The organism is Plantibacter flavus (genome assembly GCF_002024505.1).
Taxonomy (GTDB): domain Bacteria; phylum Actinomycetota; class Actinomycetes; order Actinomycetales; family Microbacteriaceae; genus Plantibacter; species Plantibacter flavus_A.
Genome location: NZ_CP019402.1, coordinates 2,574,704 through 2,600,028, shown reverse-complemented (window position 1 = coordinate 2,600,028; position 25,325 = coordinate 2,574,704). Strand labels below are relative to the sequence as shown.

The 25,325-nt window shown below is 70.2% G+C and carries 23 protein-coding genes and 1 pseudogene; 20 read left to right on the top strand and 4 right to left on the bottom strand.

The window, feature by feature from the left end; all coding sequences use genetic code 11:
- Nucleotides 1-4: 4 nt before the first annotated feature.
- Genes BWO91_RS12180 through BWO91_RS12155 form a run of 6 tightly spaced genes read left to right on the top strand, consistent with a single transcriptional unit; the run spans nt 5 to nt 6,301 of the window.
- Nucleotides 5-895, top strand: coding sequence for a DUF58 domain-containing protein (locus BWO91_RS12180; protein WP_240555483.1), 891 nt, complete (start codon nt 5-7; stop codon nt 893-895).
- On the top strand, nt 882-1,349 hold the full coding sequence (locus BWO91_RS12175; RefSeq protein WP_079002737.1) for a hypothetical protein: 468 nt from the start codon (nt 882-884) through the stop codon (nt 1,347-1,349). The genes BWO91_RS12180 and BWO91_RS12175 overlap by 14 nt, the downstream gene beginning before the upstream one ends.
- A complete protein-coding gene (locus BWO91_RS12170) occupies nt 1,340-2,338 on the top strand; it encodes a vWA domain-containing protein (RefSeq protein WP_079002736.1) in 999 nt (332 codons plus the stop codon). The genes BWO91_RS12175 and BWO91_RS12170 overlap by 10 nt, the downstream gene beginning before the upstream one ends.
- A complete protein-coding gene (locus tag BWO91_RS12165; RefSeq protein ID WP_079002735.1) occupies nt 2,335-3,375 on the top strand; it encodes a VWA domain-containing protein in 1,041 nt (346 codons plus the stop codon). The genes BWO91_RS12170 and BWO91_RS12165 overlap by 4 nt, the downstream gene beginning before the upstream one ends.
- Nucleotides 3,372-4,502, top strand: coding sequence for a hypothetical protein (locus tag BWO91_RS20010; protein ID WP_205847522.1), 1,131 nt, complete (start codon nt 3,372-3,374; stop codon nt 4,500-4,502). Before BWO91_RS12165 ends, BWO91_RS20010 begins: the two co-directional genes overlap by 4 nt.
- Nucleotides 4,503-4,543: 41 nt before the next feature.
- A complete protein-coding gene (locus BWO91_RS12155; protein WP_064295345.1) occupies nt 4,544-6,301 on the top strand; it encodes a proline--tRNA ligase in 1,758 nt (585 codons plus the stop codon).
- A gap of 47 nt (nt 6,302-6,348) precedes the next feature.
- On the opposite strand, the gene BWO91_RS12150 is transcribed toward BWO91_RS12155, so the two are convergent.
- From BWO91_RS12150 to BWO91_RS12140, 3 genes are all read right to left on the bottom strand, one after another.
- The gene (locus tag BWO91_RS12150; RefSeq protein ID WP_153303447.1) at nt 6,349-7,275 is read right to left on the bottom strand and encodes a hypothetical protein; all 927 of its coding nucleotides are present in this window, start codon (nt 7,273-7,275) and stop codon (nt 6,349-6,351) included.
- A gap of 99 nt (nt 7,276-7,374) precedes the next feature.
- Complete coding sequence (locus BWO91_RS12145) at nt 7,375-8,055, bottom strand: response regulator transcription factor (protein WP_064295346.1); 681 nt, start codon at nt 8,053-8,055, stop codon at nt 7,375-7,377.
- Nucleotides 8,052-9,761, bottom strand: coding sequence for a sensor histidine kinase (locus tag BWO91_RS12140; RefSeq protein WP_079002733.1), 1,710 nt, complete (start codon nt 9,759-9,761; stop codon nt 8,052-8,054). Before BWO91_RS12140 ends, BWO91_RS12145 begins: the two co-directional genes overlap by 4 nt.
- 207 nt (nt 9,762-9,968) lie before the next feature.
- Between BWO91_RS12140 and nusA the strand changes: the two genes are divergently transcribed.
- The 4 genes and pseudogenes from nusA to rbfA all read left to right on the top strand — a co-directional run bounded on the left by nusA (nt 9,969) and on the right by rbfA (nt 14,874).
- A complete protein-coding gene (gene nusA / locus BWO91_RS12135) occupies nt 9,969-10,970 on the top strand; it encodes a transcription termination factor NusA (protein WP_079002732.1) in 1,002 nt (333 codons plus the stop codon).
- A 5-nt stretch (nt 10,971-10,975) separates the two neighbouring features.
- Entirely contained in the window at nt 10,976-11,245 is a 270-nt protein-coding gene (locus tag BWO91_RS12130; RefSeq protein WP_079002731.1) for a YlxR family protein, read from the top strand.
- 350 nt (nt 11,246-11,595) lie between these two features.
- Nucleotides 11,596-14,318: pseudogene (gene infB, locus BWO91_RS12125) on the top strand (translation initiation factor IF-2).
- A gap of 118 nt (nt 14,319-14,436) precedes the next feature.
- A complete protein-coding gene (rbfA, locus tag BWO91_RS12120; RefSeq protein WP_064294508.1) occupies nt 14,437-14,874 on the top strand; it encodes a 30S ribosome-binding factor RbfA in 438 nt (145 codons plus the stop codon).
- Nucleotides 14,875-15,067: 193 nt separating this feature from the next.
- Here the strand turns inward: rbfA and BWO91_RS12115 are convergent, their stop codons facing one another.
- Complete coding sequence (locus BWO91_RS12115) at nt 15,068-15,952, bottom strand: A/G-specific adenine glycosylase (RefSeq protein WP_240555481.1); 885 nt, start codon at nt 15,950-15,952, stop codon at nt 15,068-15,070.
- A gap of 38 nt (nt 15,953-15,990) precedes the next feature.
- On the opposite strand from BWO91_RS12115, the gene BWO91_RS12110 reads away from it, so the two are divergent.
- The 10 genes from BWO91_RS12110 (at nt 15,991) to BWO91_RS12065 (ending at nt 25,237) form a co-directional block, all read left to right on the top strand.
- On the top strand, nt 15,991-16,665 hold the full coding sequence (locus BWO91_RS12110; RefSeq protein ID WP_079002730.1) for a uridine kinase: 675 nt from the start codon (nt 15,991-15,993) through the stop codon (nt 16,663-16,665).
- Between the two features lie 64 nt (nt 16,666-16,729).
- Nucleotides 16,730-17,665 (top strand): tRNA pseudouridine(55) synthase TruB, encoded by a 936-nt coding sequence (truB, locus tag BWO91_RS12105; RefSeq protein ID WP_079003956.1) that lies wholly within the window; start codon nt 16,730-16,732, stop codon nt 17,663-17,665.
- Complete coding sequence (locus tag BWO91_RS12100; protein ID WP_064294504.1) at nt 17,662-18,030, top strand: hypothetical protein; 369 nt, start codon at nt 17,662-17,664, stop codon at nt 18,028-18,030. The genes truB and BWO91_RS12100 overlap by 4 nt, the downstream gene beginning before the upstream one ends.
- A gap of 102 nt (nt 18,031-18,132) precedes the next feature.
- Complete coding sequence (locus tag BWO91_RS12095) at nt 18,133-18,552, top strand: hypothetical protein (RefSeq protein ID WP_064294503.1); 420 nt, start codon at nt 18,133-18,135, stop codon at nt 18,550-18,552.
- On the top strand, nt 18,549-19,481 hold the full coding sequence (locus BWO91_RS12090; RefSeq protein WP_079002729.1) for a bifunctional riboflavin kinase/FAD synthetase: 933 nt from the start codon (nt 18,549-18,551) through the stop codon (nt 19,479-19,481). Before BWO91_RS12095 ends, BWO91_RS12090 begins: the two co-directional genes overlap by 4 nt.
- Complete coding sequence (locus BWO91_RS12085; protein WP_079002728.1) at nt 19,481-20,710, top strand: CynX/NimT family MFS transporter; 1,230 nt, start codon at nt 19,481-19,483, stop codon at nt 20,708-20,710. Before BWO91_RS12090 ends, BWO91_RS12085 begins: the two co-directional genes overlap by 1 nt.
- 146 nt (nt 20,711-20,856) lie before the next feature.
- Nucleotides 20,857-21,858 carry a sugar-binding transcriptional regulator gene (locus BWO91_RS12080; RefSeq protein WP_079002727.1) on the top strand — a complete coding sequence of 334 codons (1,002 nt, stop codon included), beginning with the start codon at nt 20,857-20,859 and terminating at the stop codon, nt 21,856-21,858.
- Nucleotides 21,855-22,877, top strand: coding sequence for a deoxyribose-phosphate aldolase (gene deoC / locus BWO91_RS12075; protein ID WP_079002726.1), 1,023 nt, complete (start codon nt 21,855-21,857; stop codon nt 22,875-22,877). The genes BWO91_RS12080 and deoC overlap by 4 nt, the downstream gene beginning before the upstream one ends.
- A gap of 6 nt (nt 22,878-22,883) precedes the next feature.
- A complete protein-coding gene (locus BWO91_RS12070; RefSeq protein ID WP_079002725.1) occupies nt 22,884-24,380 on the top strand; it encodes an aldehyde dehydrogenase family protein in 1,497 nt (498 codons plus the stop codon).
- Complete coding sequence (locus tag BWO91_RS12065) at nt 24,377-25,237, top strand: aldehyde dehydrogenase family protein (RefSeq protein ID WP_079002724.1); 861 nt, start codon at nt 24,377-24,379, stop codon at nt 25,235-25,237. The genes BWO91_RS12070 and BWO91_RS12065 overlap by 4 nt, the downstream gene beginning before the upstream one ends.
- Nucleotides 25,238-25,325: the final 88 nt, after the last annotated feature.

Below are 25,325 nucleotides of genomic sequence, written 5' to 3'. Positions count from 1 at the left end.
GCCCGTGTCAGCCCCGCTGCTCCACCGGGTGAAGTCCAAACTCTTCATCCACGCCCACCGCCGCGTGCGGGGGATGCTCGACGGCGAGTACCGCTCGGTGTTCCAGGGCAGGAGCCTCGACTTCGACGACCTCCGCGAGTACACGCCGGGCGACGAGATCAAGGACATCGACTGGAAGGCGACGGCCCGACACGGCGCTCCACTCGTGAAGCGCTACATCGCCACGCGGAAACACCAGGTGCTGTTCGTCGTCGACACGGGTCGTGATCTCGCGGCGCTCGCCGAGGGCGGGAGCACCAAACGCGAGGTCGCCATCCTCGCGGTCGGCATCCTGGGGTACCTCGCGATCCGGCACGGCGACCTCGTCGGTCTCGTCGCCGGTGACGCCGCCGCACCGGAACTCGTCCGACCCGCCGGCACCGAATCGGCACTCGAGCGCCTGCTGCAGCACATCGACCGGCGTGCATCGCTCGCGGCACCCCAGAGCGATCTCGACGAGCTGCTCGGCTATGCGGCACGGTCCGTCAAGCAGCGCTGTCTGCTCGTGATCGTCTCGGACGACGAGGAGATCACGCCGAAGCGGTCGGAGATCCTCCGTCGACTGCACGTCCAGCACGAGGTGCTCTGGATCTCGGTCGGGGACGCCGACCTCATGCGCGCGGAGTACACCGGTCGGGCGATGGTCGACGTCGCCGACGAGCGGTCCCTGCCGGCCTTCATCCGGTCGGACGTCGCGCTCCGTCGCGAGTTCATCGAGGCCGTCACCAGCGCGACCGCCCGACACCTCGACCAGCTCGAGGAACTTGGCATCAGCGGTCAGCGCGTGACCGGGGCCGACGACGTCGTCCCCGTCCTCTTCCACCTCCTCGAGGCCCACCGACATGCCCGGCGATAACGGCTACTACGCTCCGGTCCAGTACACGCTGCTCTGGCCGGTGCTCGGACTCGTGCTCATCGCGCTCGTGATCGGGTGGTACGTCTGGATGCTCGCCCACGTGCGCCGTCGCGCGCGCGGGAGCGCTCCGCGTCCTGCTCCGCAGCCGTCGCCGACCGTCCTGCGCGATCGCTACCTCGCGCTCATCGGCGAGATCGAGCGCGAGCACGGGGACGGCGCCCTGAGCACGCGGCGCGCCCACCAACGGCTCGGCGCGATCCTCCGGATGTACGCGCACGAGTCCAGCGGCGTCCGTGCCCAGGTCATGACGCTCGCAGACCTCGATCGCGCCGGACTCGCGCCACTCAGTCGTGCCGTTTCGGCCTACTACCCGGTCGAGTTCCGCGAGGCCGAGACGGGCAGTGTCGCCGAGGCCGCCACGCTCGCTCGCCAGGTGGTGACGACGTGGAGCTGATCTACTGGTGGATGCCGCTCGTCTGGCTCCTCGCCGTGGCCGCGGTGGTCGCCGTCGTCGTCCTCGTGGCCCGCACCGGGCGGCGCCGGAAGGCGAACGCCGAGCCGCTGTGGGTCGCGCACTCCGAACGGCTCACCGCGCTCCCCGGATACCGCCGCGCACTGTCGCGGTACCGGCGCCTCATCATCGCGACGCTCGCCGCTCTCGGGGTGCTGCTGCTCGCCGGCACGGCCCTCGGGTCCCGCGTGGTGAGCACGACGGTGTTCCAGCCCGAACTGCGCAACCGCGACATCGTGCTCTGCCTCGACGTGTCCGGGTCGATGACGGAGTACGACGCCGCGCTGGTCGGGGTGTTCGAGAAGCTCGTACAGCGGTTCGACGGTGAGCGGATCGCCCTGGTGCTGTTCAACGCGTCCGCGACCACGTACTTCCCGCTGACGAGCGACTACGACTACGTGGCCGCGCAGCTCGACCACCTCGTCGAGGACCTCACCTCGCCGGAGAGCGACTACGAGTACTGGAACGGCACCGATCTCGGGAACGGGTCGTCCCTCATCGGCGACGGTCTCGGGTCCTGCGTCATGCGGTTCGACCAGGTCGGCGAGGAACGGTCGCGCTCGATCGTGCTCGCGACCGACAACTACGTCGCCGGCGAGCCGATCCTCACGCTCAAGGAGGCGGGCGCCTATGCGAAGGCGCAGGACGTGACGGTGTACGGGATCAACCCCGGCGACGTATCCAGCAAGGACTACCTCGACGACCTCGCCGCGGAGATGGACGAGGTCGTGACGTCCACCGGCGGGGACTACTACGCGCTCGCCGACCCCGGCGCGGTCGGCGGCATCGTCCAGCAGATCACGGCGGAGCAGACGAAGACGCTGAAGGGCGCCAAACAGCTCGTGCAGGTCGACGAGCCGTTCGTGTTCGTGCTGGCGGCGTTCGGCGGTCTCGCGGCGCTCATGCTGCTCGCCTGGAGGTTGCGCCGATGACCATCAACCCCGTTCTGCCGATCTGGGCCATCGCCGTGCTCGGCACCGTCCTCGCGGCCTTCGCCGTCTGGCAGTTCCTCGCCGGGGTGCGGCGGCCAGGAGCCTGGCACTGGATCGCCCGACTGGCCATGGTCGTCGTGCTCGTGGTCATCGCCCTCCGACCGACCATCCCCGGCAACCATCGCCCGCCGTCCGCGATGGGCGACCTCGACGTCTACTTCGTCGTGGACACGACGAGCTCGATGGCCGCCGAGGACTGGTCGGACGGGACCGCGTCGGGGACGGACGAGAACGGGGCCCCGAAACCGCCGACCCGACTCGACGGGGCGAAGGCCGACATCACCGGCATCGCCGACCGGCTGGCCGGTGCGCGCTACGCGCTCGTGACGTTCGACGCCGTGGCCGTCCAGCGCATGCCCCTCACGACGGACGCGACGGCGCTCCGGTCGGCCGCGGAGGCGATGACGCAGGAGATCACCACCTACTCCCGCGGCAGCAGCATCGACGCGCCGGTGGAGTTCATGACCACGCTGCTGACCCAGGCCGAGGAGCAGGAACCGGGTCGGAACCGGATCATGTTCTACCTCGGTGACGGCGAGCAGACGAGTGGCGCGGCGCCCGGGTCGTTCGAGAGCATCGCACCGCTCATCGGCGGCGGTGGCGTGCTCGGCTACGGGACCGAGGCCGGCGGGACCATGCGCGAGTTCTCGGGATACCAGGACGGCAGCGTCCGCTACATCCAGGACTACTCGACCGGTGAGCCCGCCGTGTCCCGGCTGGATCCGGGCGCGCTCGAGACGATCGCGTCGCAGCTCGGCGTCGAAGCGGAGATCAGGACCCCGGGTGCGTCGCTCGACGACGCGCTCGACGGCCTCGCCGTCGGCGGCGTCACCGTCGAGGACGAGGTGGACATCCGGCGTACCGATGAGCTGTACTGGGTGTTCGCGCTCGGGTTCGGTGTGCTGCTCCTCACCGAGCTCCCCGGCCTGGTCGGCGCGCTGGGCGAGCTCCGACGGACGAAGGGTGGGCAGGCATGACCCTCTTCGACGACCGGACCCGGACCGACCGGCCCGACGACGCGCCGCGCAGCCCGGAGCCACGGCCACGGTTCGAGGAACCGCGGCGTCCGCCGCTGGCCCCTGCCGAGGTCAGCCGGTTGCGCCGTCGGCTGTTCTGGTGGTCCCTTCCGCTGGTCCTCGTCGCCCTCGTCGTCGGGGTCAAGTTCGTGAGTCTGCCGGTCGTCGCGCAGTCGGCGATCGCCGGGTACCGCGCCGAGGACTACTCCGGGGCGCAGTTGAGCGCGGGGCACCTCTTCACGGCGAACGTCGTCGAGCCGTGGATCGCCTGGTTCGACCGGGGCACCGCAGCCGCGGCCGGACAGGACTGGGTGCAGGGGACCGACGACCTCGGGAAGGCGCTCGAGCTCGCGCCGACGGAGGAGACCGCCTGCATCGTCCGGGTCAACCTGGCGCGCGCGTACGAGACCCAGGCCGACGAGTACGTGAAGGGCCAGTTCTTCCAGGGCGCCATCAACCTCTACGACACCGCGAAGCGCATCGTCGACGAGGGCGAGGGCTGCTTCGAGGGGGAGTCCCAGGAGCAGAACGAGGACCAGCAGGACCAGCAGGACCAGGGTGGCCAGGGGGATGAGGGCGATCAAGGTGGTCAGGGCGGTCAAGACGACCAGGGCGACCAGGGTGAGCAAGGGGAGCAGGGTGACCAAGGCGGCCAGGGGGATCAGGGCGACCAAGGCGGCCAGGGTGACCAAGGGGACCAGGGCGACCAAGGGGATCAGGGCGACCAAGGGAACCAAGGCGGCCAGGGCGATCAGGGCGGCACCGGGCAGCAGCCCGACGTGATCGATCCGAAGGGTACGCCCGGAGAGAACCTGCAGGACACCGGCGATCGCATCGACCGCAAACGTCAGGATGCGACCGACCAGCGCGACCGGTCCGGCGGGCAGGGCCAGCAGGATCCTTCGAACGGGGGACAGGGCGACGGCGACGCGAGCGGCTCGAGCGGCACCGGGGACAGCGAGGTCGACGGGAAGGTCGACAAGTTGAAGGACGCCGGCCAGGACGCCCAGCAGGACAAGTCGACCGAGGACGCCAAGAACCGCGGTCGGAACAACGACAACGGGAACTTCGCCGATCGCCCCTGGTAGCGGTTCCGGGCTGCCTGCGTGTGACGGACTAGCATGGACAGGTGGTTACGCGCCTTTCGAATTACTTCCTCCGTACGCTCCGTGAAGACCCCTCCGACGCGGAGGTGACGAGTCACCGCCTGCTGGTGCGGGCGGGGTACATCCGACGCCAGGCGCCGGGCGTCTTCGCCTGGTTGCCGCTCGGGTTGCGGGTAAAGAACAAGATCGAGGCCATCGTCCGCGAGGAGATGGCGAACGCCGGCGCGTTCGAGGTGCACTTCCCCGCGCTCCTGCCGCGCGAGCCCTACGAGGTCACCGGCCGGTGGGAGGAGTACGGCGACGCCCTCTTCCGCCTGCACGACCGCAAGGGTGCCGACTACCTGCTGGCGCCGACACACGAGGAGGTCTTCACCCTGCTCGTGAAAGACCTGTACTCCTCCTACAAGGACCTGCCCCTGTCGATCTACCAGATCCAGGACAAGTACCGCGACGAGGCCCGTCCCCGGGCAGGCCTCCTGCGCGGTCGTGAGTTCACGATGAAGGACGCCTACTCGTTCGACGTGTCCGACGCCGGGCTCGACGCGAGCTACCAGGCGCAGCGCGACGCCTACGAGCGCATCTTCACGCGGCTCGGCCTCGAGTACGAGATCGTGCAGGCCGACGCCGGCGCGATGGGCGGTTCGCGCAGCGAGGAGTTCCTGCACCCCACCGCGGTCGGTGAGGACACCTTCGTGCGTTCGGCCGGCGGGTACGCAGCCAACGTCGAGGCCTACACCACCGAGGTCCCGGAGGCCCGCCCCGTCGAGGGTCTGGCACCCGCGACGGTCTTCGACTCGCCGAACACCCCGACGATCTCGACGCTCGTCGACCTCGCCAACGAGCGGCACCCGCGCGACGACGGACGGGCCTGGACTGCCGCCGACACCCTCAAGAACGTCGTGCTGGCACTGCGGCACCTCGACGGCACGCGCGAGATGGTCGTCATCGGCCTGCCGGGCGACCGCGACGTCGACCTCAAGCGAGTCGAGGTGGCCTTCAGCCCCGCGGAGGTGGAGGCCGCGACCGAAGCGGACTTCGCCGCGAACGCCGGGCTCGTCAAGGGCTACATCGGACCGTGGTCCCCGCAGGGGCCCGTCCTCGGCGAGGAGTCGGCGACGGAGATCCGGTACTTCCTCGACCCCCGGGTCGTCGACGGCACCGAGTGGATCACCGGTGCGAACGTCGATCAGCAGCACGTCTTCGGCCTTGTCGCCGGGCGGGACTTCACCGCCGACGGCTTCGTCGAGGCGGCGGAGGTCCGCGCCGGTGACCCCGCGCCCGACGGCTCCGGACCGGTCGAGCTCGCTCGGGGCATGGAGATCGGGCACGTCTTCCAGCTCGGGCGCAAGTACGCCGAGGCGCTCGGACTGAAGGTGCTCGACGAGAACGGCAAGCTCGTCACGGTGACCATGGGCTCCTACGGCATCGGGATCACGCGCATCCTCGCGATCATCGCCGAGGGCAACAACGACGAGCGCGGTCTCATCTGGCCGAAGGCCGTCGCCCCGTTCGACGTGCACGTCGTCGCAGCAGGACGCGACGCGGCGATCTTCGAGGTGGCCGAGGAACTCGTCGCCTCCCTCGAGGCGAGCGGGAAGGACGTCCTCTACGACGACCGCACCGGCAAGGTGTCCCCGGGCGTCAAGTTCGGCGACGCCGAGCTGATCGGCGTGCCCGTCGTGGTGGTCGTCGGTCGCGAGGCCACCGAGGGCTTCGTCGAGCTCTGGGACCGGGCCGCCGGCACGAAGGACCGGGTCGCGATCGCCGACCTCGCCCTCTGAGCCGCGAGAGCGCAGTAACGGTCGTCTTCCCGTCCGGATGACGACCGTTACTGCGCTCTCGCTGCGTGGAGGTGCCGGATCCGCCTGAGGAACTGCTGTCGGCGGGCGAAGAGGTCGTCGGCGGTGACGCGGATCACCCGCCACCCTGCGTCTTCAAGCAGTTCCCGCCGATGGATGTCGTCCCGGAACCGGTGGCGCTCGGTCCGGTGGAAGTCGCCCTCGTATTCGTACAACAGTCGCGCGCGGGTGTCCGCGAGGTCCGGGTGAAGCGTCAAGCCCCCGTGATCGACGACGACGGGGTGTCCGACGAGCGGCTCGGGAAGCCCCGCATCGACGACCGCGAGGCGGAGGAGCGACTCGGGACGGGAGTCGACGCCGGTCCTGACGCGTGCTGCGGCCCATCTGAGCGCAGCTGCCCCGCGTCGTCCTCGGTGCTCGAGGGCCGCCTGCCGGAGATCGGCGACGGACGCGAGCACATCGGTCCGATCCGTCCCCGTCCGCACGCCGGACACGATGCGGTCCCCGACGGCGACGAATTCCTCCTGTGGCAGGACATCCGCGAGCGAACGCCAGGTGTCGAGTGCGGTGGTCACCGGGTGCCCATGGGCGAAGGCGACGACGGTCTCGGGAGCCAGGCGATGGCCGACGATGCCACGCGCTCGGGGAGGCGTCGTCCCGTCGCGTGCACCGACATGGAGCTCCGGCGCGGAGGCGACCCGGGGTGGGAGGGGCAGGTCGAGGAGCAGGGCCGCGGTGACGTGGCTGAAGACCCGCGAGCGTCCGAGGAGCGGTTCGCACGCACGGCACCTTCCGCGCACGGTGTCGAGATCGACGTCGACCGTCCGCACGCCGCGATGCGGGGCCGAGAGATCCCGGCCCCGCAGACGTCCGATCGACTGGCCGTGCAGTCCGACGTCGTCGGTCGTGAACGCACGGCCGACGAGATGCGCGGGCAACGGTCGAGGGGGTCGCATCCCCTCACTCTTGCAATCTGGCGGACCCCGGGTCCGACGTTGTCCACAGCTGCGCGCGAGAGCGCAGTAACGGTCGTCAGCCGCGGGGAATGACGACGGTTACTGCGCTCTCGTGCTGAGGCGGTAGCCGGCTCCGCGGACCGTCGCGATGGCGTCCTTGCCGATCTTGTTCCGGAGATACCGCACGTAGACGTCGACGACGTTCGAACCGGGATCGAAGTCGTAGCCCCAGACCCGGCTGAGGAGTTCCTCACGGCTGAGGATCTGGTCCGGGTGGCGGAAGAACTCCTCGGCGAGGGCGAACTCGCGGGTGGACAGCTCGACCGGCACCCCGTCGACGAGGACGCGTCGTTCGCGCAGCTCGAGCTCCAGATGACCGACCGACAACCGTTCCTGGACGGCGGTGGTCGACGCCGGAGCCCGTTCGGCCAGGCGTCGGCGGATCCTGGCCAGGAGCTCCTCGAACCGGAAGGGCTTCGACATGTAGTCGTTCGCTCCGCCGTCGAGGCCCGCCACGAGGTCTCGCGCGGAATCACGGGCGGTCAGGATGATGACGGGGAGCTCGCTGCCGTCGTCGCGCAGCCGTCTGAGCACCTCGAAGCCATCGACGCCGGGCAGGCCGATGTCGAGGACGAGGAGGTCGAAGTCGCCGCTCTCCGCCAGCTCGACGACCTGCGAGCCGTCGACCGTCACGTCCGCCGTGTGTCCGGCGGCGCGCAGGCCCTTGCTCACGAATGCCGAGATCCGCGTCTCGTCCTCGGCGACCAGGATCCGGCTCATGCGTGGTCCTCCGGCGCACTCCGGCGAGCCGAGGTGTCGACGAGGTCCGGGAAGTCGTCCTCAGGGGACGGTGCTCGCGAGCGTGGTGGTTCGTCGTTCGCGGGGCGTGCATCACCGGGTGTCGGTCCGGCCTGCATCGCCGCGGTCGTCTGCGCCTCAGCGGCATCCTGAGCCGCCTGCGCCTCTCGCAGCGCGATCGCCTGGGCCATCGCGCTGCGGGGGATCGCCGCAGTCTCGTCCGGGTCGAGGTCGAGGTCAGGGTCGGACCCCTCGTCGTCGTCCGCCACCGCGAGCGGCAGTCGGATGCTGAAGAGGGAGCCGGCCTGCTGCGTGTCCTCGACCTCGGCCCATCCGCCGTGTGCCGCGGCGATCGCCTGCACGATCGACAGGCCGAGGCCGGAACCGGCGACACCCCGTCCACCGCTCACCCGGGTGAACCGGTCGAAGATGCGTTCGCGGAGTGCCTCCGGCACCCCGGGCCCGTCGTCGGCGACGGAGAGCACGAGCGCCGGGTCGTCCGACTCGTCGAACCGGCTCGAGATCACGATCGTCGACGCGGCCGGGGAGTACTTCGCGGCGTTGTCCGCGAGCTGCAGCCAGGCCTGGGCCAGGCGCCCGGCGTCGACGTCGGCGGTGAGTGCGGCCTGCTCGCCCAGGGTCCACTCGTGTTCGGGCGAGATCGCCGTGGCCTTCTCGTGGACCGAGGCGGTGAACGCCTCGATGTCGACCGGCTCCCGGTCGAGGGTCGACGCGAGTCCGGCCGTCGAGAGCTCCGTGATGTCGGCGACGAGGGAGCTCATCCGGTCGAGTTCGTCGAGGGCGAGGTCTCGGGTGGCGGCCACCTCCGCAGGGTCGGACGGATCGAGGAGCTCGAGGTGTCCGCGCACGATGGTCAACGGCGTCTTCAGCTCGTGGCCGACGTCGTCGAGCAGCTGGCGTTGACTGGTGAAGGCCTCGTCGAGCCGGTCCAGCATGCCGTTCACGGTCGTGGTGAGTTCCGAGACGTCGTCGCGACCGACGACCGGGATCCGCTCGTCGAGGTCCGACTCGGTGATGCGGGCCGCCGCGTCCCGCAGCAGCCGGATGGGGTGGAGCAGTCCGCCCGCGAGCTGCCAGCCGACGAGGCCGAGCAGGAGCAGGCACACCACGGCGACAACGATCTCGACGGCGAGGATGCCTCGGGACTCCGCGAGTGCCGCGTGCACGTCCGTGGCGATGACGACGTGGGCCGCACTCGGGTCGCCGACGACCTGCACCGGGATGATCGCGTACCGCACGGTGCGGTCACCGGTGGCCTCACCCGTGACGACGCCGCGGGACGCGCGGGCCGTGATGGTGTCGAGCAGCTGCGGGTCGTCGTCCAGCCGGAAGGCGGACGGGGCGCTGGGCGCGACCGTCGAGCCGTCGGCGCGCACGCCGACGGCGGTCTCGTCCTCGGCGAAGATCCAGCGTCGCATCACGGCGTCGACGGCCGCGTCGCTCGTCGCCGGGGCGTCGGCGGAGTCGCCGGAACCGACCACCATGAAGGCGATGAGCTCGGCGCTGTGCTCCAGGCGGGCGTCGATGGTCGCGAGGGTCTGCTGCCGGCCGAGCGTGTAGGTGGAGACGCCCACGAGCGTCATCGCGAGCGTCGTCGCGAGCAGGATCGCGACGAGGATCCTCACCCTCGTGCTCCGCATGACGTTCCGCAGCTCGCCCAAGACCATTGGCCAATCATGTCACCCGCTCCGAGACGCGGTCGAGCCGGGGCGGCACCCCTCGAGGACGCGCGGCGGCTTCCCAGCTGGGTGGATGACGTACCCCTCGGCATCCGGTACCGTAGACAGACGGGTTCGGCAGCACGGCAGCAGCATGCCCGTCGTGCCGCTGCACGTCTTGCCGCGGCACCACCAGTTGAATAGAGGAGGCCATCGATGGACATCGATCTCGGTTTGTTGAAGTCGATCGAACGCGAGAAGGAGATCCCGCTCGAGGAGCTCGTCGTGATCATCGAGCAGGCCATCCTGAGTGCGTACCTGAAGAGCACCGAGGGTACCGACACCAACGCACGCGGCGACGTCCCGGCGGCCCGCGTCCACCTCGACCGCAAGACCGGCCACGTCGGGGTGTTCGTGCCCGAGTTCGACGACGAGGGTGTCCTGATCGGGGAGGCCGAGAGCACGCCGGACGACTTCGGTCGCATCGCCGCCTTCGCTGCGAAGCAGGTCATCTTCCAGCGGCTCCGCGACATCCAGGACGACGCCGTCCTCGGTGAGTTCAAGGGCCGCGAGGGCGACATCATCGCGGGCGTCATCCAGCAGGGCCCGAACCCGCGCATGATCCACGTCGACCTCGGCACCATCGAGGCGATCCTTCCGCCCGAGGAGCAGGTGGCCGGTGAGGAGTACCCGCACGGTGCGCGCATCCGCGTGTACGTGACGAGCGTGACGAAGGGCCTCAAGGGTCCGCAGATCACCGTCTCGCGCACCCACCCCGGACTCGTACGGAAGCTGTTCGCGTTGGAGGTCCCGGAGATCGCATCCGGCATCGTCGAGATCGTCTCACTCGCTCGCGAGGCCGGACACCGGACCAAGATCGCGGTGAAGGCGAACGACCCGAGCATCAACGCCAAGGGCGCCTGCATCGGTGAGCTCGGGCGTCGCGTCCGCGCGGTCACCGACGAGCTGGGCGCCGAGAAGATCGACATCGTCGACTACTCGCCCGATCTGCCGACGTTCGTCGCGAACGCGCTCTCCCCGGCCAAGGTCACGAGCTCGTACGTCATCGACCAGTCGCTCAAGGCCGTCCGGGCGCTCGTGCCGGACTACCAGCTGTCGCTCGCGATCGGCAAGGAGGGGCAGAACGCCCGTCTCGCCGCCAAGCTCACCGGCGCAAAGATCGACATCCAGCCGGACTCGATCCTCGAATCGGACTGAGCCGGATGGAACCGGTGCGGACCTGCGTCGGCTGTCGCCGTCGCGAGCCGCGCTCGGCACTGCTGCGCGTCGTCGCGGTCGAAGGGGCGCTCGTCCCCGACGCCGCGGCGCGCCTGCCGGGTCGCGGATCCTGGGTGCACCCGACGTCGGCGTGCGTCGACCAGGCGGTGCAGCGTCGGGCGTTCACGAGGGCGCTCAGATTGCATGCGGGACCCGACGCGTCGGCGGTCCAGGCCTTCGTGTCGACGGAACCGGCCACGCCCACGGCTGAATGACGTCGTCGGGCTGGAACGACCCGCTCACGACCCGGTGGTGAGCCCGCACCCAGGGTCGGGGTGTACGATGGTGAGTGCACGCGAGAGCGCTCCGGCGCACACCGTGCTTCCCACCGCAGGTATCAGGCCCGGATCCCGGGCCTCCATCCTGCTGCCGCCCCACCCGGGTGCGGCATTCCGAGAGAACAGGCTGAACGGCTAATGGACAACTCATGAGCGGCTCGAAATGAGCACCGTCCACCACTAACGCTTGCCCCTGCCTGGGTGCAAGCTCAGACAGGAGAATTGTGGCTGCAAAACCACGTGTACACGAGATCGCATCCGAACTCGGAGTAGACAGCAAGATCGCCATGGCGAAGCTCAAGGAATTGGGCGAGTTCGTCAAGGGACCGTCTTCCAGTATCGAACCACCGGTGGCCCGCAAGCTGCGCGCCGCCCTCGAGGCCGAGGGCGCGAAGGCGTCAGCCGCCCCCGCCGCCCCGGCGAAGCGTCCGGCCACGCCCGGCGCTCCGACCCCGGGCCCCGCAGCGCCGAAGGCTCCGGCCCCCGCGGCACCCGCCCCTAAGGCTGAGGCGCCCGCTGCGCCTGCGCCGAAGCAGGCGTCCCCGGGCCCGAAGGCTCCGGCCGCTCCCGCTCCCGCTCCCGCTCCCGCCCCCGCGGCGGAGGCACCAGCGGCCGCTGCTCCGGCGGCACCGTCCGCACCCGCGGCTCCGGCCGCCGGCGACTCGCCCTCCGGCGACGCCGCGAAGCCGGGCGGCCCCGTCCCGGTGCGCCGCGTCCGGGGAACAACCCGTTCGCGTCCTCGCAGGGCATGGGCCAGCGCCCCACCGGCACGCCGCGTCCGGGGAACAACCCGTTCGCAGCGGCTCAGGGCATGGGTCAGCGTCCGAACCCCAGCAACATCCCGCGTCCGCAGGCTCCGCGCCCCGGCTCGCCCCGTCCGGGCGTCGGCCAGGGTCAGCGTCCCGGTGGCCCCGGTCGTCCGGGTGGCGCAGGTCGTCCCGCCGGCGGCGGCGGCTTCCGTCCCGGTGGTGCCGGTGGCGGCTTCCGTCCCGGCGGTGCCCCCGGTGGTGCACCCGCCGGTGGATTCGCCGGTCGCCCCGGTGGCGGCGGCGGTCGTGGTCGCGGACCCGGCGGTGGTACCGCAGGTGCCTTCGGTCGCGGTGGCGGCAAGAGCAAGGCACGCAAGTCGAAGCGGACGAAGAGGGCCGAATTCGAGCTGCGGGAAGCCCCGTCGCTCGGCGGCGTGAGCGTCCCGCGCGGCGATGGCAACACCATCATCCGTCTGCGTCGTGGCGCGTCCATCTCGGACTTCGCCGACAAGATCGACGCCAGCCCCGGCAACCTCGTCACCGTGCTGTTCCACCTCGGTGAGATGGCGACGGCGACGGAGTCGCTCGACGAGGCGACCTTCGACGTGCTCGGTTCCGAGCTCGGCTACAAGATCCAGATGGTCTCGCCCGAGGACGAGGACCGGGAGCTCCTCGAGGGCTTCGACATCGACCTCGACCAGGAGCTGGAGGACGAGTCCGACGAGGACCTCGCCATCCGTCCTCCCGTGGTCACCGTCATGGGTCACGTCGACCACGGTAAGACGCGCCTCCTCGACGCCATCCGCAACGCGAACGTCGTCGCCGGCGAGGCCGGTGGCATCACGCAGCACATCGGTGCGTACCAGGTCGTCGCGGAACACGAGGGCATCGAGCGTCCGATCACCTTCATCGACACCCCGGGTCACGAGGCGTTCACCGCCATGCGTGCTCGTGGTGCGCAGGTCACCGACATCGCGATCCTCGTGGTCGCGGCGGACGACGGCATCATGCCGCAGACGGTCGAGGCCTTGAACCACGCGCAGGCGGCCAACGTGCCGATCGTCGTCGCGGTCAACAAGGTGGACAAGCCCGATGCCAACCCGGCCAAGGTGCGCCAGCAGCTGACCGAGTACGGTCTCGTCGCCGAGGAGTACGGCGGAGACGTCATGTTCGTCGACGTCTCGGCTCGTGCCGGCACCGGCATCAAGGACCTCCTCGACGCCGTGCTGCTCACTGCGGACGCCGGTCTCGACCTGCGCGCCAACCCGAACAAGGACGCACGCGGCGTGGCCATCGAGGCCAAGCTCGACAAGGGCCGCGGTTCCGTCGCGACCGTCCTCATCCAGTCGGGTACCCTCCGCGTCGGTGACGCGATCGTCGCCGGTACGGCATACGGCCGCGTCCGTGCGATGGTCGACGAGAACGGCGACACCGTCGCCGAGGCGGGTCCCTCGCGTCCCGTCCAGGTGCAGGGCCTCTCGAGCGTTCCTCGGGCAGGCGACACCTTCCTCGTCACCGAGGAGGACCGCACCGCGCGTCAGATCGCCGAGAAGCGTGAAGCCGCGGAGCGCAACGCCGCTCTGGCCAAGGCCCGCAAGCGCATCTCGCTCGAGGACTTCACCCGTGCACTCGAAGAGGGCAAGGTCGAGGCGCTCAACCTCATCATCAAGGGTGACGTCTCCGGTGCCGTCGAGGCACTCGAGGAGTCGCTGCTCAAGATCGACGTCGACGACAGCGTCCAGCTGCGGATCATCCACCGCGGTGTCGGTGCGGTCACCGAGTCCGACGTCAACCTCGCCACGATCGACAACGCGATCATCATCGGGTTCAACGTGCGCCCCGACCCGAAGGCCCGCGAGCGCGCGGCCCGTGAGGGTGTGGACGTCCGCTTCTACTCGGTCATCTACAACGCACTCGAGGACGTCGAGCAGAGCCTCACCGGCATGCTCAAGCCCGAGTACGAAGAGGTCCAGTCCGGTGTCGCCGAGATCCGCGAGGTGTTCCGTTCCTCCAAGTTCGGCAACATCGCGGGTGTCATCGTCCGCTCGGGCACGATCACGAGGAACGCCAAGGCGCGGGTCATCCGCGACGGCGTCGTGGTCGGCGACAGCCTGGCGATCGAATCGCTGCGTCGGTTCAAGGACGACGTCACCGAGGTGCGTACGGACTTCGAGGCCGGTATCGGTCTCGGCAAGTTCAACGACATCCAGATCGGCGACGAGATCGAGACGATCGAAATGAAGGAGAAGCCGCGCGGCTAGTCCGCCCGGTCGGTCCCCGTCGTCCTCCTCCGGGAGGGCGGCGGGGATTCCTGCTTGTATTGTGTGTGCAGCATCCGTCGGGCGGCCCTCCGCCCGGCGGTCATCAGAGGAGGACGAGATGGCAGAGAACCCCAGGGCCCGCAAGTTGGCGGACCGCATCAAGGAAGTCATCGCCAAACGGCTCGACAAGGGTATCCGCGACCCGCGGCTCGGCTTCGTGACCATCACCGACGTACAGGTGACCGGGGACCTCCAGCACGCGAACGTGTTCTACACGGTGTACGGCTCCGACGAGGAACGCGCCGACACCTCGGCCGCGCTCGAGTCCGCCAAGGGCCTGTTGCGTGCCGAGATCGGCCGCAACATCAACACCCGGCTGACGCCGAGCCTCGACTTCTTCCTGGACGCGATCCCGGAGAACGCGCAGCACATCGAAGACCTGCTGCGCGAGGCGAAGAACCGCGACACCGAGGTGGCCGGGCTTGCCGCCGGTGCCGCTTACGCCGGCGACGAGGATCCCTACGTGAAGCCGCGCGAGGTCGACGCCGAGGACTAGACACCTCGCACCACCCTTCGACAGGCTCAGGGGCCGGGTTGCTTCGCCCGGTCGCTGAGCCTGTCGACTTGCGCCCTTCGACAAGCTCAGGGACCGCGAGTGGGGCCCAGGGACCGCGAGTGGGGCCCAGGGACCGCGGGCGGGGCTCGGGGACCGGGTGTGCATCGAGGACCGGGTGGGGCTGAGAGGCCGGTCAGTCGTGGGGGAGCGCGTATCCGCCGTCGATGCGCACCGCGAGGCGGTCGGCGACCAGTCCGGCGAGTGCGCGGTCGAACTGCTCGCCGTCGGGCCAGAGCGTCCGGAGTTCCTCGTCCGTCAGGGAGCGGTGGGTCGAGCGGAGCTCCGCCATGATGATGCCCCGGACCTGTCGGTCGCTGCCCGCGAACTGCTTCTGCTTCGTCTTGACCGGTCCGTCGTAGGCCGGGTATCCCGCTGCGCGCCAGGCGCACACCTCGCGGAGCGGACACTCCTCGCACCGAGGTGCCCGAGCGGTGCAGACCACCGCGCCGATCTCCATCATCCCGGCGTTGAAGACGGCTGCCTCCGAGCGGGACTCCGGTAGGAGCGCCTCCATCGCTGGGAGGTCCGCCTTGGCGTTCGGCGGCCCGGGCTCGCCGTGGCCGCGGACGGCTCGGGCGATGACCCGTCGGGTGTTCGTGTCCACCACCGGGTGCCGGTCCCCGTAGGCGAAGACGGCGACGGCGCGGGCGGTGTAGTCGCCGATGCCGGTGAGCGCCAGGAGCTGATCCACGTCCGACGGGACGATGCCGTCGTGCCGTTCAGCGATCTGGGTGGCCGCCGCATGGAGCCAGAGCGCTCGGCGCGGATAGCCGAGCCGGCCCCAGGCGCGGACGGCTTCTGCCGGTGGTTCGGCCGCCAGGTCGGCTGGCGTCGGCCAGCGCCCGAGCCACTCCTCGAGCCGCGGGATCACGCGGCTGACCTGCGTCTGCTGGAGCATGAACTCCGACACGAGCGTGCCCCAGGCGGGGAACCCCGGGCGTCGCCAGGGGAGGTCGCGCGCCTCGGTGCGGAACCAGGCCGTCACGAGCGGGGCGAGGTCGGAGGGTTCGGGCGGCACCGCACCAGCCTACGATCCGCGCGGGTAGGCTCGGCGCCATGAAGCTCGTCACGACACCACGGATCGCGTTGCTCCGGCAGCTGCGAGACCAGTTCCAGCGGGACTACCCACGAGGCCGCACCCTCATCGCGGTGGACGGCGTCAGCGGCTCCGGCACGGCGGCGTTCGCCGACGGACTGGCCGAGGTGTTCGACGAGGCCGGACGCGCGGTGTTCCGTGCCTCGATCGACGACTTCCACCGTCCTCGCGAGGAACGGTACGCGCGGGGGCGGGACTCGGCCGAGGGCTACTGGCTCGACTCGTTCGACTATCCGCTGTTCCGCCGGGTGCTCGTCGAGCCCTTCCGCCTGGCGGGCAGCGCCGGCTTCCAACTCGTCGGGTTCGACGAGCAGCGCGACGTCGGCGCTCCCTTGCGTTGGACGACCGGCCCGCAGGACGCCGTCCTCATCGTCGACGGCGTCTTCCTGAACCGTCCCGAGCTCCGCGGCCTCTGGCATGCGTCGGTCTGGCTCGACGTCCCGATGGCGACGGCCTACGACCGGCTGCACGAGCGCCTCGGCGTCGACGCCGACCCGACGGCGCCGTCCAACGCACGCTACGTGGGCGGGCAGGCGCTCTACCGCAAGGACGACGACCCGACCGCGCGGGCGACCGCCCTCGTGGACAACACGGACGAGCGGCACCCACGGCGGATCTTCGCCGACTTCTGCTGAGCGCCGCCGCCCAGGGGTGATCCGGCCGCCAGGCGGTGCCGACCGCCGCTGGTACCGTTGCAAGGTGGTCGAGAACAGCACAGCAGCACCCGGGTCGGCGTCCGCCCGTCCCGGTGTCCTCCTCATCGACAAGCCGCAGGGACACACCTCCCACGATGCGGTCGCCCGGGTGCGGCGGCTCGCCGGCACGCGCAAGGTGGGGCATGCGGGAACGCTCGACCCCATGGCCACCGGGCTGCTCGTGCTGGGTACGCGCTCGTCGACCCGTCTGCTGACCTTCATCGTCGGTCTCGACAAGGAGTACACGGCGACCATCCGCCTCGGCGAGGCGACCTCCACCGACGACGCCGAAGGTGAGGTCACCGAGCGCGCCGACCAGGCCGCAGTGGCTGCCGTGGACGACGACGCGATCATCGCCGCGATCCGTCCGCTGACGGGCGACATCGAGCAGGTGCCGAGCACGGTGAGCGCCATCAAGGTGGGCGGGAAGCGCGCCTACGCCCTGGCCCGCGAGGGGATCGAGGTGGAGCTGAAGTCCCGTGCGGTCACGGTCAGCGCGTTCGACGTGCTGGCCATCCGTCGGGATGGCGCGGCGATCGACGTCGACGTCCGGGTCGTCTGCTCCTCCGGCACCTACATCCGCGCCCTCGCCCGCGACCTGGGGGCGGCCCTCGGCGTCGGCGGCCATCTCACCGCGCTTCGCCGGACCCGGATCGGACCCTTCGACGTCAGGGACGCATCGACGATCGACGACCTCGACGTTGAGACGGCGCTGTTGCACCCGGCCGACGTCGCGAAGCGCCTGTTCGGTGCCCTCGAGCTCACGGAGCAGGAGGCGGTCGACCTCGGCCACGGGAAGCGGCTCGACCGCGACCTGCCGGCCGGCCACACCGGTCCGATCGCCGCCGTCGCGCCGGACGGCCGACTGGTGGGGCTCGTCGAGCGCCGTGGCGGCTCGCTCAAGTCGGTCGTGAACTTCCCGGCGGAGGAACCGGCATGATCGAGTGGTTCACCCTCGCCCAGATCGCGGTCGCGGTCGTGGCCGGGCTCCTCTGCATCGTGCTCGGGTTCGCCGGGCGCGCGCCGAACGACCTGACGATGGGGGCGACGGCACTCGTCGAGGTCCTCCTCATCGCGCAGCTGGTGGTGGCGATCGCCGCGCCCGCGTTCGGGAACACGGCCACGGGGAGTGTGCCCGAGTTCTACACCTACCTCGTCTCCGCGATGATCCTGCCGATCGCCGGTGGATTCTGGGCGCTCGTCGAACGCACCCGATGGTCGACGGTCGTCCTCGGCGTCGTCTGTCTCGCGATCGCGGTGATGCTCTACCGCATGGAGCAGATCTGGACCGTCCAGCTCGGCTGACCGTCGGCGCACCGACGGCGGTGGAGGACGACGGCACCGCAGCTCGCGTGACGGTCGTGAAGTGCCGGGGCGAGGGCCCGCGTCGCATAGAATCGTCGGGTCATGCCTCTCCCCACCACCGCTCCAGCCCGTCCACGCGTCCGTGGTGTCGGGGTCGTCCTCGTCGCCGTCTACGGCATCCTGGCGCTCGCCGCCACCGGCCGGTCCGTGGTGCAGATCACGACCAAGTTCGACGAGGCGCCCCTGGCCTATCTGCTCTCGGCCGTCGCCGCGGTGGTGTACATCCTGGCGACCGTCTCGCTCGTCGCTCCAGGCGCCGTCTGGCGGCGGATCGCATGGGCCACGATCTCCTTCGAACTCGCCGGGGTCCTGATCGTCGGCTTGCTGAGCCTGCTCGACCCCGAACTCTTCCCCCACGACACGGTCTGGTCCGGCTTCGGCCGCGGTTATGTCTACATCCCGCTCGTCCTCCCGGTCCTCGGACTGTGGTGGTTGGCCGGACATCGGCGTACCGGCAAATGATCACGTTCACCGAGCTCGACCAGGTCCCTGACGCCTTCGGACCGTCGGCCGTCACCATCGGCAAGTTCGACGGCGTCCACACGGGTCACCGCGCGGTCGTCGCCGCGCTCCTCGAGGAGGCCGCGGCAGCCGGTCTCAGCTCCGTCGCCGTCACCTTCGACCGCAACCCGCTGAGCCTCATCAACCCAGACCGCTGCCCGGCGTCGCTCGTGAGCAACGAGCAGAAGCTCGGTCTCCTGGCGGACGCCGGGGTCGACGCGGCCCTGCTGCTGCGCTTCGACCAGACACTGGCCCAGCTCACACCCGAGGAGTTCGTCACCTCGATCCTCGTCGGAGCGTTGCACGCCAAGACGGTGCTCGTCGGCGAGGACTTCCGCTTCGGCCATCGCGGCCTCGGAACGGTCGCCACGCTCGAGTCGTTCGGTGAGGTCTACGGCTTCTCCGTGTGCGTCGTCGACGACGTCCGTCCCGGCGGCGGGCGTCGGGTGTCGTCCACCTGGATCCGCGAACTCCTCGAGGAGGGTGACGTCCGCGAGGCGTCGCGACTCCTCGGTCGTCCGCCCGGCGTGCGGGGCGTCGTCGTCCACGGTGCCAAGCGTGGCCGGGAACTCGGCTTTCCGACCGCCAACCTGTCTCCCGATTCGCAGGGTCTCATCCCCGCGGACGGCGTGTATGCAGGGTGGCTGTTCTGGCGAGGACGTCGGTATCCGGCGGCGATCTCGGTCGGGAACAACCCGACCTTCGACGGTGTCCCGCAGAAGCAGGTCGAGGCCTACGTCCTCGACGAGACCGATCTCGACCTCTACGACGACGAGGTCGAGGTGCAGTTCGTCGAGCGCATCCGCGGCATGGTCGCGTTCACCGGGATCGAGCCGCTCATCGTGCAGATGACCGACGACGTCGAGCGCGCGCGCCGGATGCTGTCCTAGTGGGTCCGCGTCCCCTGTGGCGGGGGAGGGCCCTCGCGCTCGTCGGGATCGTGCTCGTCGCGGCGAACCTCCGCACGGCCGTCACCTCGCTCTCACCGATCTTCGCCGAGATCGACGGGGACATCGGCGTGGGGGCGGTCGGCTTGGGGCTCCTCGGGATGCTGCCGCCCCTCTGCTTCGCGCTCTTCGGCGTCTTCACCCCGCGGCTCGTGCGTCGGCTGCACCTCGAGCCGGTGCTGCTCATCGCGCTCGGGGCGATCGTGGCCGGACACCTGCTGCGTTCGCTCGCCCCCGACTTCGCCGTTCTCGCGATCGGCAGTGCGCTCTGCTTCGCCGGCATCGGCATCGGCAACGTCGTGCTCCCACCGCTCGTCAAGAAGTACTTCCCTGACCGCATCGGCCTCGTCACCTCGCTCTACGCGACGGTCCTGTCGGTCAGCACGTTCATCCCGCCACTGATCGCCGTGCCGGTCGCTGACGCCGCCGGGTGGCACGTGTCACTCGGCGTGTGGTCCATCGTCGCCATGCTCGCGGTCCTGCCCTGGATCACGCTCATCGTGCGGGAGCGTCGGGACGCCCGGGCCGCCGCAGCGACCGACCCCGAGATCGAGGAGGTGCCCCGCGCCGGGCGCGTCCTCGTCCACCGCTCACCGATCGCATGGGCCATCGCGGCGGTGTTCGCCACCTCCTCACTGAACGCCTACGCGATGTTCACCTGGCTTCCCACGATCGTCGGTGACGTCGCCGGCGTCACCCCGGCCCAGGGCGGCCTGCTGCTCTCGCTCTTCTCCGCGATGGGCGTCCCGGCGAGCCTGATCGTCCCGATGCTCGTCGCGAGGCTGCGGAACGTCGCCGTCCTCGTCTACGTCGCGAGCGGGTGTTTCGTGCTCGGCTATCTCGGACTGCTCCTGTGGCCGGCGACGCTCACGTGGCTGTGGGTGCTGCTGGCCGGCCTCGGCCCGCTGCTGTTCCCGCTCGCCCTCGTCCTCATCAACCTGCGGACGGCGACCCACGAGGGCGCGGTCGCCCTGAGCGGTTTCGTGCAGAGTGTCGGCTACACCCTCGGTGCACTCGGCCCCCTGGTCGTGAGCCTGGTGCACGCCGTGACCGGATCGTGGACCGTCCCGTTGCTGCTCCTGCTGGCCACGGGCGCGCTGTGCGCCATCGCCGGCCGCATCACCGGCCGACCGACGACGATCGAGGCGGACCTCGCAGCACGCGGTCGCTGACCGGTCTGGTCCGGTCCTCCCGACGGATCCCCGGCGGCGATGCGCATCCGCGCACCGGCCGCTGCTCATCTGAGCACGGGTACCAACAGGCGTTGTCTGGGTGGTGGTGGCGTCCTAGGCTGGAGACGATCCGGAGGAGGCCCGAGGTGATCGAAAGCGACGAGCTGCTCGCGGTGCGCGCCGCGGAGCTGTACTACGACGAGACGAAGACCCAGGACGAGATCGGCGCGCTGCTCGGCATCACGCGGTGGAAGGTCGGTCGGCTCCTCGCCCAGGCCCGTGAACTCGGCTACATCCGCATCGAGATCGTGCACCCGCGCGCACGCCGCCTCCCGCTCGAACGGGCGCTCCGCGAGCACTTCGGACTCGCGGACGCGGTCGTCGTGCCGAGCCCGAGCGACAGTGCCGACCTCCACGAACGCGTCGCGCGCGCGGCGGCCGACTACCTCGGCGCCATGCGACCGGTGCCGCGGACGCTCGGTGTGAGCTGGGGGAGGACGCTGCGTGACATCGCCGACCACCTGTCCGACGGCTGGGCGACGGGGCTCTCCGTCGTGCAGATCAACGGCGGCGTGAGTCTCAACCAGCGTGTCGGCACTGCGGCCGCCACGGCTGCACGGATCGCCGAGAAGGGCCGTGGTGACGTCACCCTGCTCCCGAGCCCGGCGATCTTCGAGCGCCTGGAGACGAAGCTGAGCATCGAGTCGGACCGCACGGTCGCGGAGGTGCTCCGCACGGCCGCAGCGGCCGACACCTACCTGTACGGTGCCGGCGTGGCCGGGCCCGACTCCGCCCTCGTCCACAGCGGGTACCTCACGGCCGCGGACGTCGACGTCCTGGTCGCACGCGGTGCCGTCGGCGACGTCGTCGGGCGCTACATCGACGCCGAGGGCATGATCGTCGACCCCACACTCGACGAGCGCACGGTCGGGCTCGGACTCGAAGCGCTCCGGCGTGCCGGTCGCAGCATCGCGGTCATCGCCGGAGCGCAGAAGCACGCCGTCGCGAGAGCCGTCGTCAGCAGCGGCCTCTGCACCGTGCTCGTCACCGACGAGGCGACCGCGACGGCACTCCTCGCCGACCACGAACCATCATCCGCGAAGCAGCACACCCCGGAGCAGGAACTGCTCGGAAGGAACGCACCATGACCACACCACCAGGCGACCTCGTGGCGAAGCCGACGGCGCTCGAACTCGTCGACGGCCCCGTCACCGATGCCAGCCTCAGACGCTACCTCGACGGCCTCGCGGGCGTCGACGCCGTCGGGCTCGAACAGCGCGCAGCGGATCTCGGAACGCGCTCGATCAAGACGACGTCGAAGGCCTGGGCCCTCGACCGCATCATCGAACTCATCGACCTCACCACCCTCGAGGGCGCCGACACCCCCGGCAAGGTGCGCTCCCTCGTGGCCAAGGCGATCACCCCGGACGCCGGGGATCCGTCCACCCCGCGCGTCGCCGCGGTCTGTGTCTACGGCGACATGGTGCCGTACGCCGTCGAGGCGCTCGGCGCGGCGCACACGCAGCCGGGTGCGGGACACGACGCCGGCGGGATCAACGTCGCGGCGGTCGCGACGGCCTTCCCGAGCGGACGCGCCTCCCTCGCGGTCAAGCTGGCGGACACGGCCGACGCCGTCGACGCCGGAGCGGACGAGATCGACATGGTCATCGACCGGGGTGCGTTCCTCTCCGGCCGGTACGGCCAGGTCTTCGACGAGATCGTCGCGGTCAAGGAGGCCTGCCGACGCAGCGACGGCTCCTCGGCCCACCTCAAGGTCATCCTCGAGACCGGCGAGCTGAACACCTACGACAACGTGAAGCGCGCCTCGTGGCTCGCCATCCTCGCGGGCGGCGACTTCATCAAGACGTCCACCGGCAAGGTCGCGCCCGCCGCGACCCTCCCGGTCACCCTCCTCATGCTCGAGGTCGTCCGGGACTGGCACCGCCTCACCGGAGAGCAGATCGGTGTGAAGCCCGCCGGCGGCATCCGTTCCTCGAAGGACGCGATCAAGTACCTCGTGACCGTCGCCGAGACGGTCGGCGAGGAGTGGCTCCAGCCGCACCTGTTCCGCTTCGGTGCCTCGAGCCTCCTCAACGACGTGCTCCTGCAGCGTCAGAAACTCACCACCGGCCACTACTCCGGCCCCGACTACGTCACCATCGACTAGGACATCATGAGCTTCCTCGAATACGCACCAGCCCCGGAGTCGACCTCCGTCCTCCACCTCCGTTCCGAATACGGCCTCTTCATCGACGGCGAGTTCACCGAGGGCACGGGTGGCTCCTTCCAGACGATCTCGCCGAGCACCGAGCAGTCGATCGCGACGATCTCCGCGGCGAGTGACGCCGACGTCGATCGCGCCGTCACCGCCGCGCGGCGTGCCTACGACCGGGTGTGGTCGAAGCTGTCGGGCGCCGACCGCGGCAAGTACCTCTTCCGCATCGCGCGCCTCGTGCAGGAGCGCGCCCGCGAGCTCGCCGTGGCGGAGAGCCTCGACAACGGCAAGCCGATCAAGGAGTCCCGCGACGTCGACGTCCCACTCGTCGCCGCCTGGTTCTTCTACTACGCGGGTTGGGCCGACAAGCTCGACTACGCGGGCCTCGGTGCGAACCCGCGCGCCCTCGGCGTGGCCGGACAGGTCATCCCGTGGAACTTCCCGCTCCTCATGCTCGCGTGGAAGGTCGCACCGGCGCTCGCCGCTGGCAACACGGTCGTCATCAAGCCGGCCGAGACCACGCCGCTCACGGCGCTCATCTTCGCCGAGATCCTCCAGCAGGCCGAGCTGCCGGCCGGTGTCGTGAACATCGTCACGGGTGCCGGAGCGACCGGGGCGGCGATCGTGCGTCACCCCGACGTCGACAAGGTCGCCTTCACCGGGTCGACCGCCGTCGGGCGTGAGATCGCGAAGACCATCGCCGGCAGCGACAAGCGCCTGACGCTCGAGCTCGGTGGCAAGGCCGCGAACATCGTGTTCGACGACGCCCCGATCGACCAGGCCATCGAAGGCATCGTCAACGGCATCTTCTTCAACCAGGGTCACGTCTGCTGCGCCGGATCCCGGCTCCTCGTCCAGGAGAGCATCCACGACGAAGTCGTCGACCGCTTGAAGAGCCGTCTGCAGACGCTGCGCGTCGGCGACCCGCTCGACAAGAACACGGACGTCGGCGCGATCAACTCGGCCGAGCAGCTCGCCCGCATCCGCGAACTCTCGGACATCGGCGAGCTCGAAGGCGCCGAACGGTGGAGCCCGGACTGCGAGCTGCCCGAGAACGGGTTCTGGTTCGCGCCGACGATCTTCACGAACGTGTCCACCAGTCACCGGATCGCCCGCGAGGAGATCTTCGGTCCGGTCCTCTCGGTCATGTCCTTCCGGACACCCGCGGAGGCCATCGCGAAGGCGAACAACACCCCGTACGGACTCTCCGCGGGTATCTGGAGCGACAAGGGCAGCCGGATCCTCGCGGTCGCGGACAAGCTCCGCGCCGGCGTCATCTGGGCGAACACCTTCAACCGGTTCGATCCGGCCAGCCCGTTCGGCGGGTACCAGGAGTCGGGGTACGGCCGCGAGGGTGGTCGCCACGGGCTCGGTGCCTACCTCGCGCCGGCCGGATCATCGGCCGCCGCCACCGTCGCGCCGTCCACGAGCACCACGAAGGAGGAGCAGCGATGAGCCGGCTCACCATCCCGAAGACCTACAAGCTCGCCATCGGCGGCAAGTTCCCACGCAGCGAATCCGGAAGGACGTACGAGGTGACGAACGCCAAGGGGGAGTTCCTCGCGAACGCATCGCTCGCCTCGCGGAAGGACGCCCGCGACGCGGTCGTCGCCGCACGATCGGCACTCGCCGGTTGGTCGGGTGCCACCGCCTACAACCGCGGCCAGGTGCTCTACCGCATCGCCGAGCTGCTCGAGGGTCGGCGGGCGCAGTTCATCGAAGAGATCGTCCAGGCCGAAGGCGTCTCGCAGGCGAAGGCCGCGGCACAGGTCGACGAGGCCATCGACCTCTGGGTCTGGTACGCGGGCTGGGCGGACAAGTACGTCCAGGTGGTCGGGGGAGCGAACCCCGTCTCGGGTCCGTACTTCAACCTCTCGGTTCCGGAGCCGACGGGCGTCGTCGCGCTCATCGCGCCGCAGGACTCGTCGCTCCTCGGATTCGTGAGCGTCGTCGCTCCAGCGCTGGTCGCGGGGAACACGGTCGTCGTGATCGCGAGCGAGCGCCTGCCGCTCTCGTCGATCAGCCTCGCCGAGGTGCTCGCCACGAGTGACGTCCCCGGCGGCGTCGTGAACGTGCTGACCGGATCGCCGGCCGAGATGGCCCCGTGGCTCGCATCGCACGCCGACGTCAACGCGATCGACCTCGCCGGCGCCGCAGCACTCGACTGGGTCGAGCTCGAGGTCCTCGCGGCCGAGACGCTCAAGCGCGTGGTCCGTCCGAGCGGTGCCAGCGGTCCGGTTCCGGCGAGCCTCGACCGCATCACCGCGTTCACCGAGGTGAAGACCGTCTGGCACACGAAGGCGCTCCTCTAGCGACTCGTGGCACCCGCGTGGTGCTTGCACAGCGGCGCCCGGCTGTACAGCCGGGCGCCGCTGTCGTCGACGGGTCGTAACGTTGCAT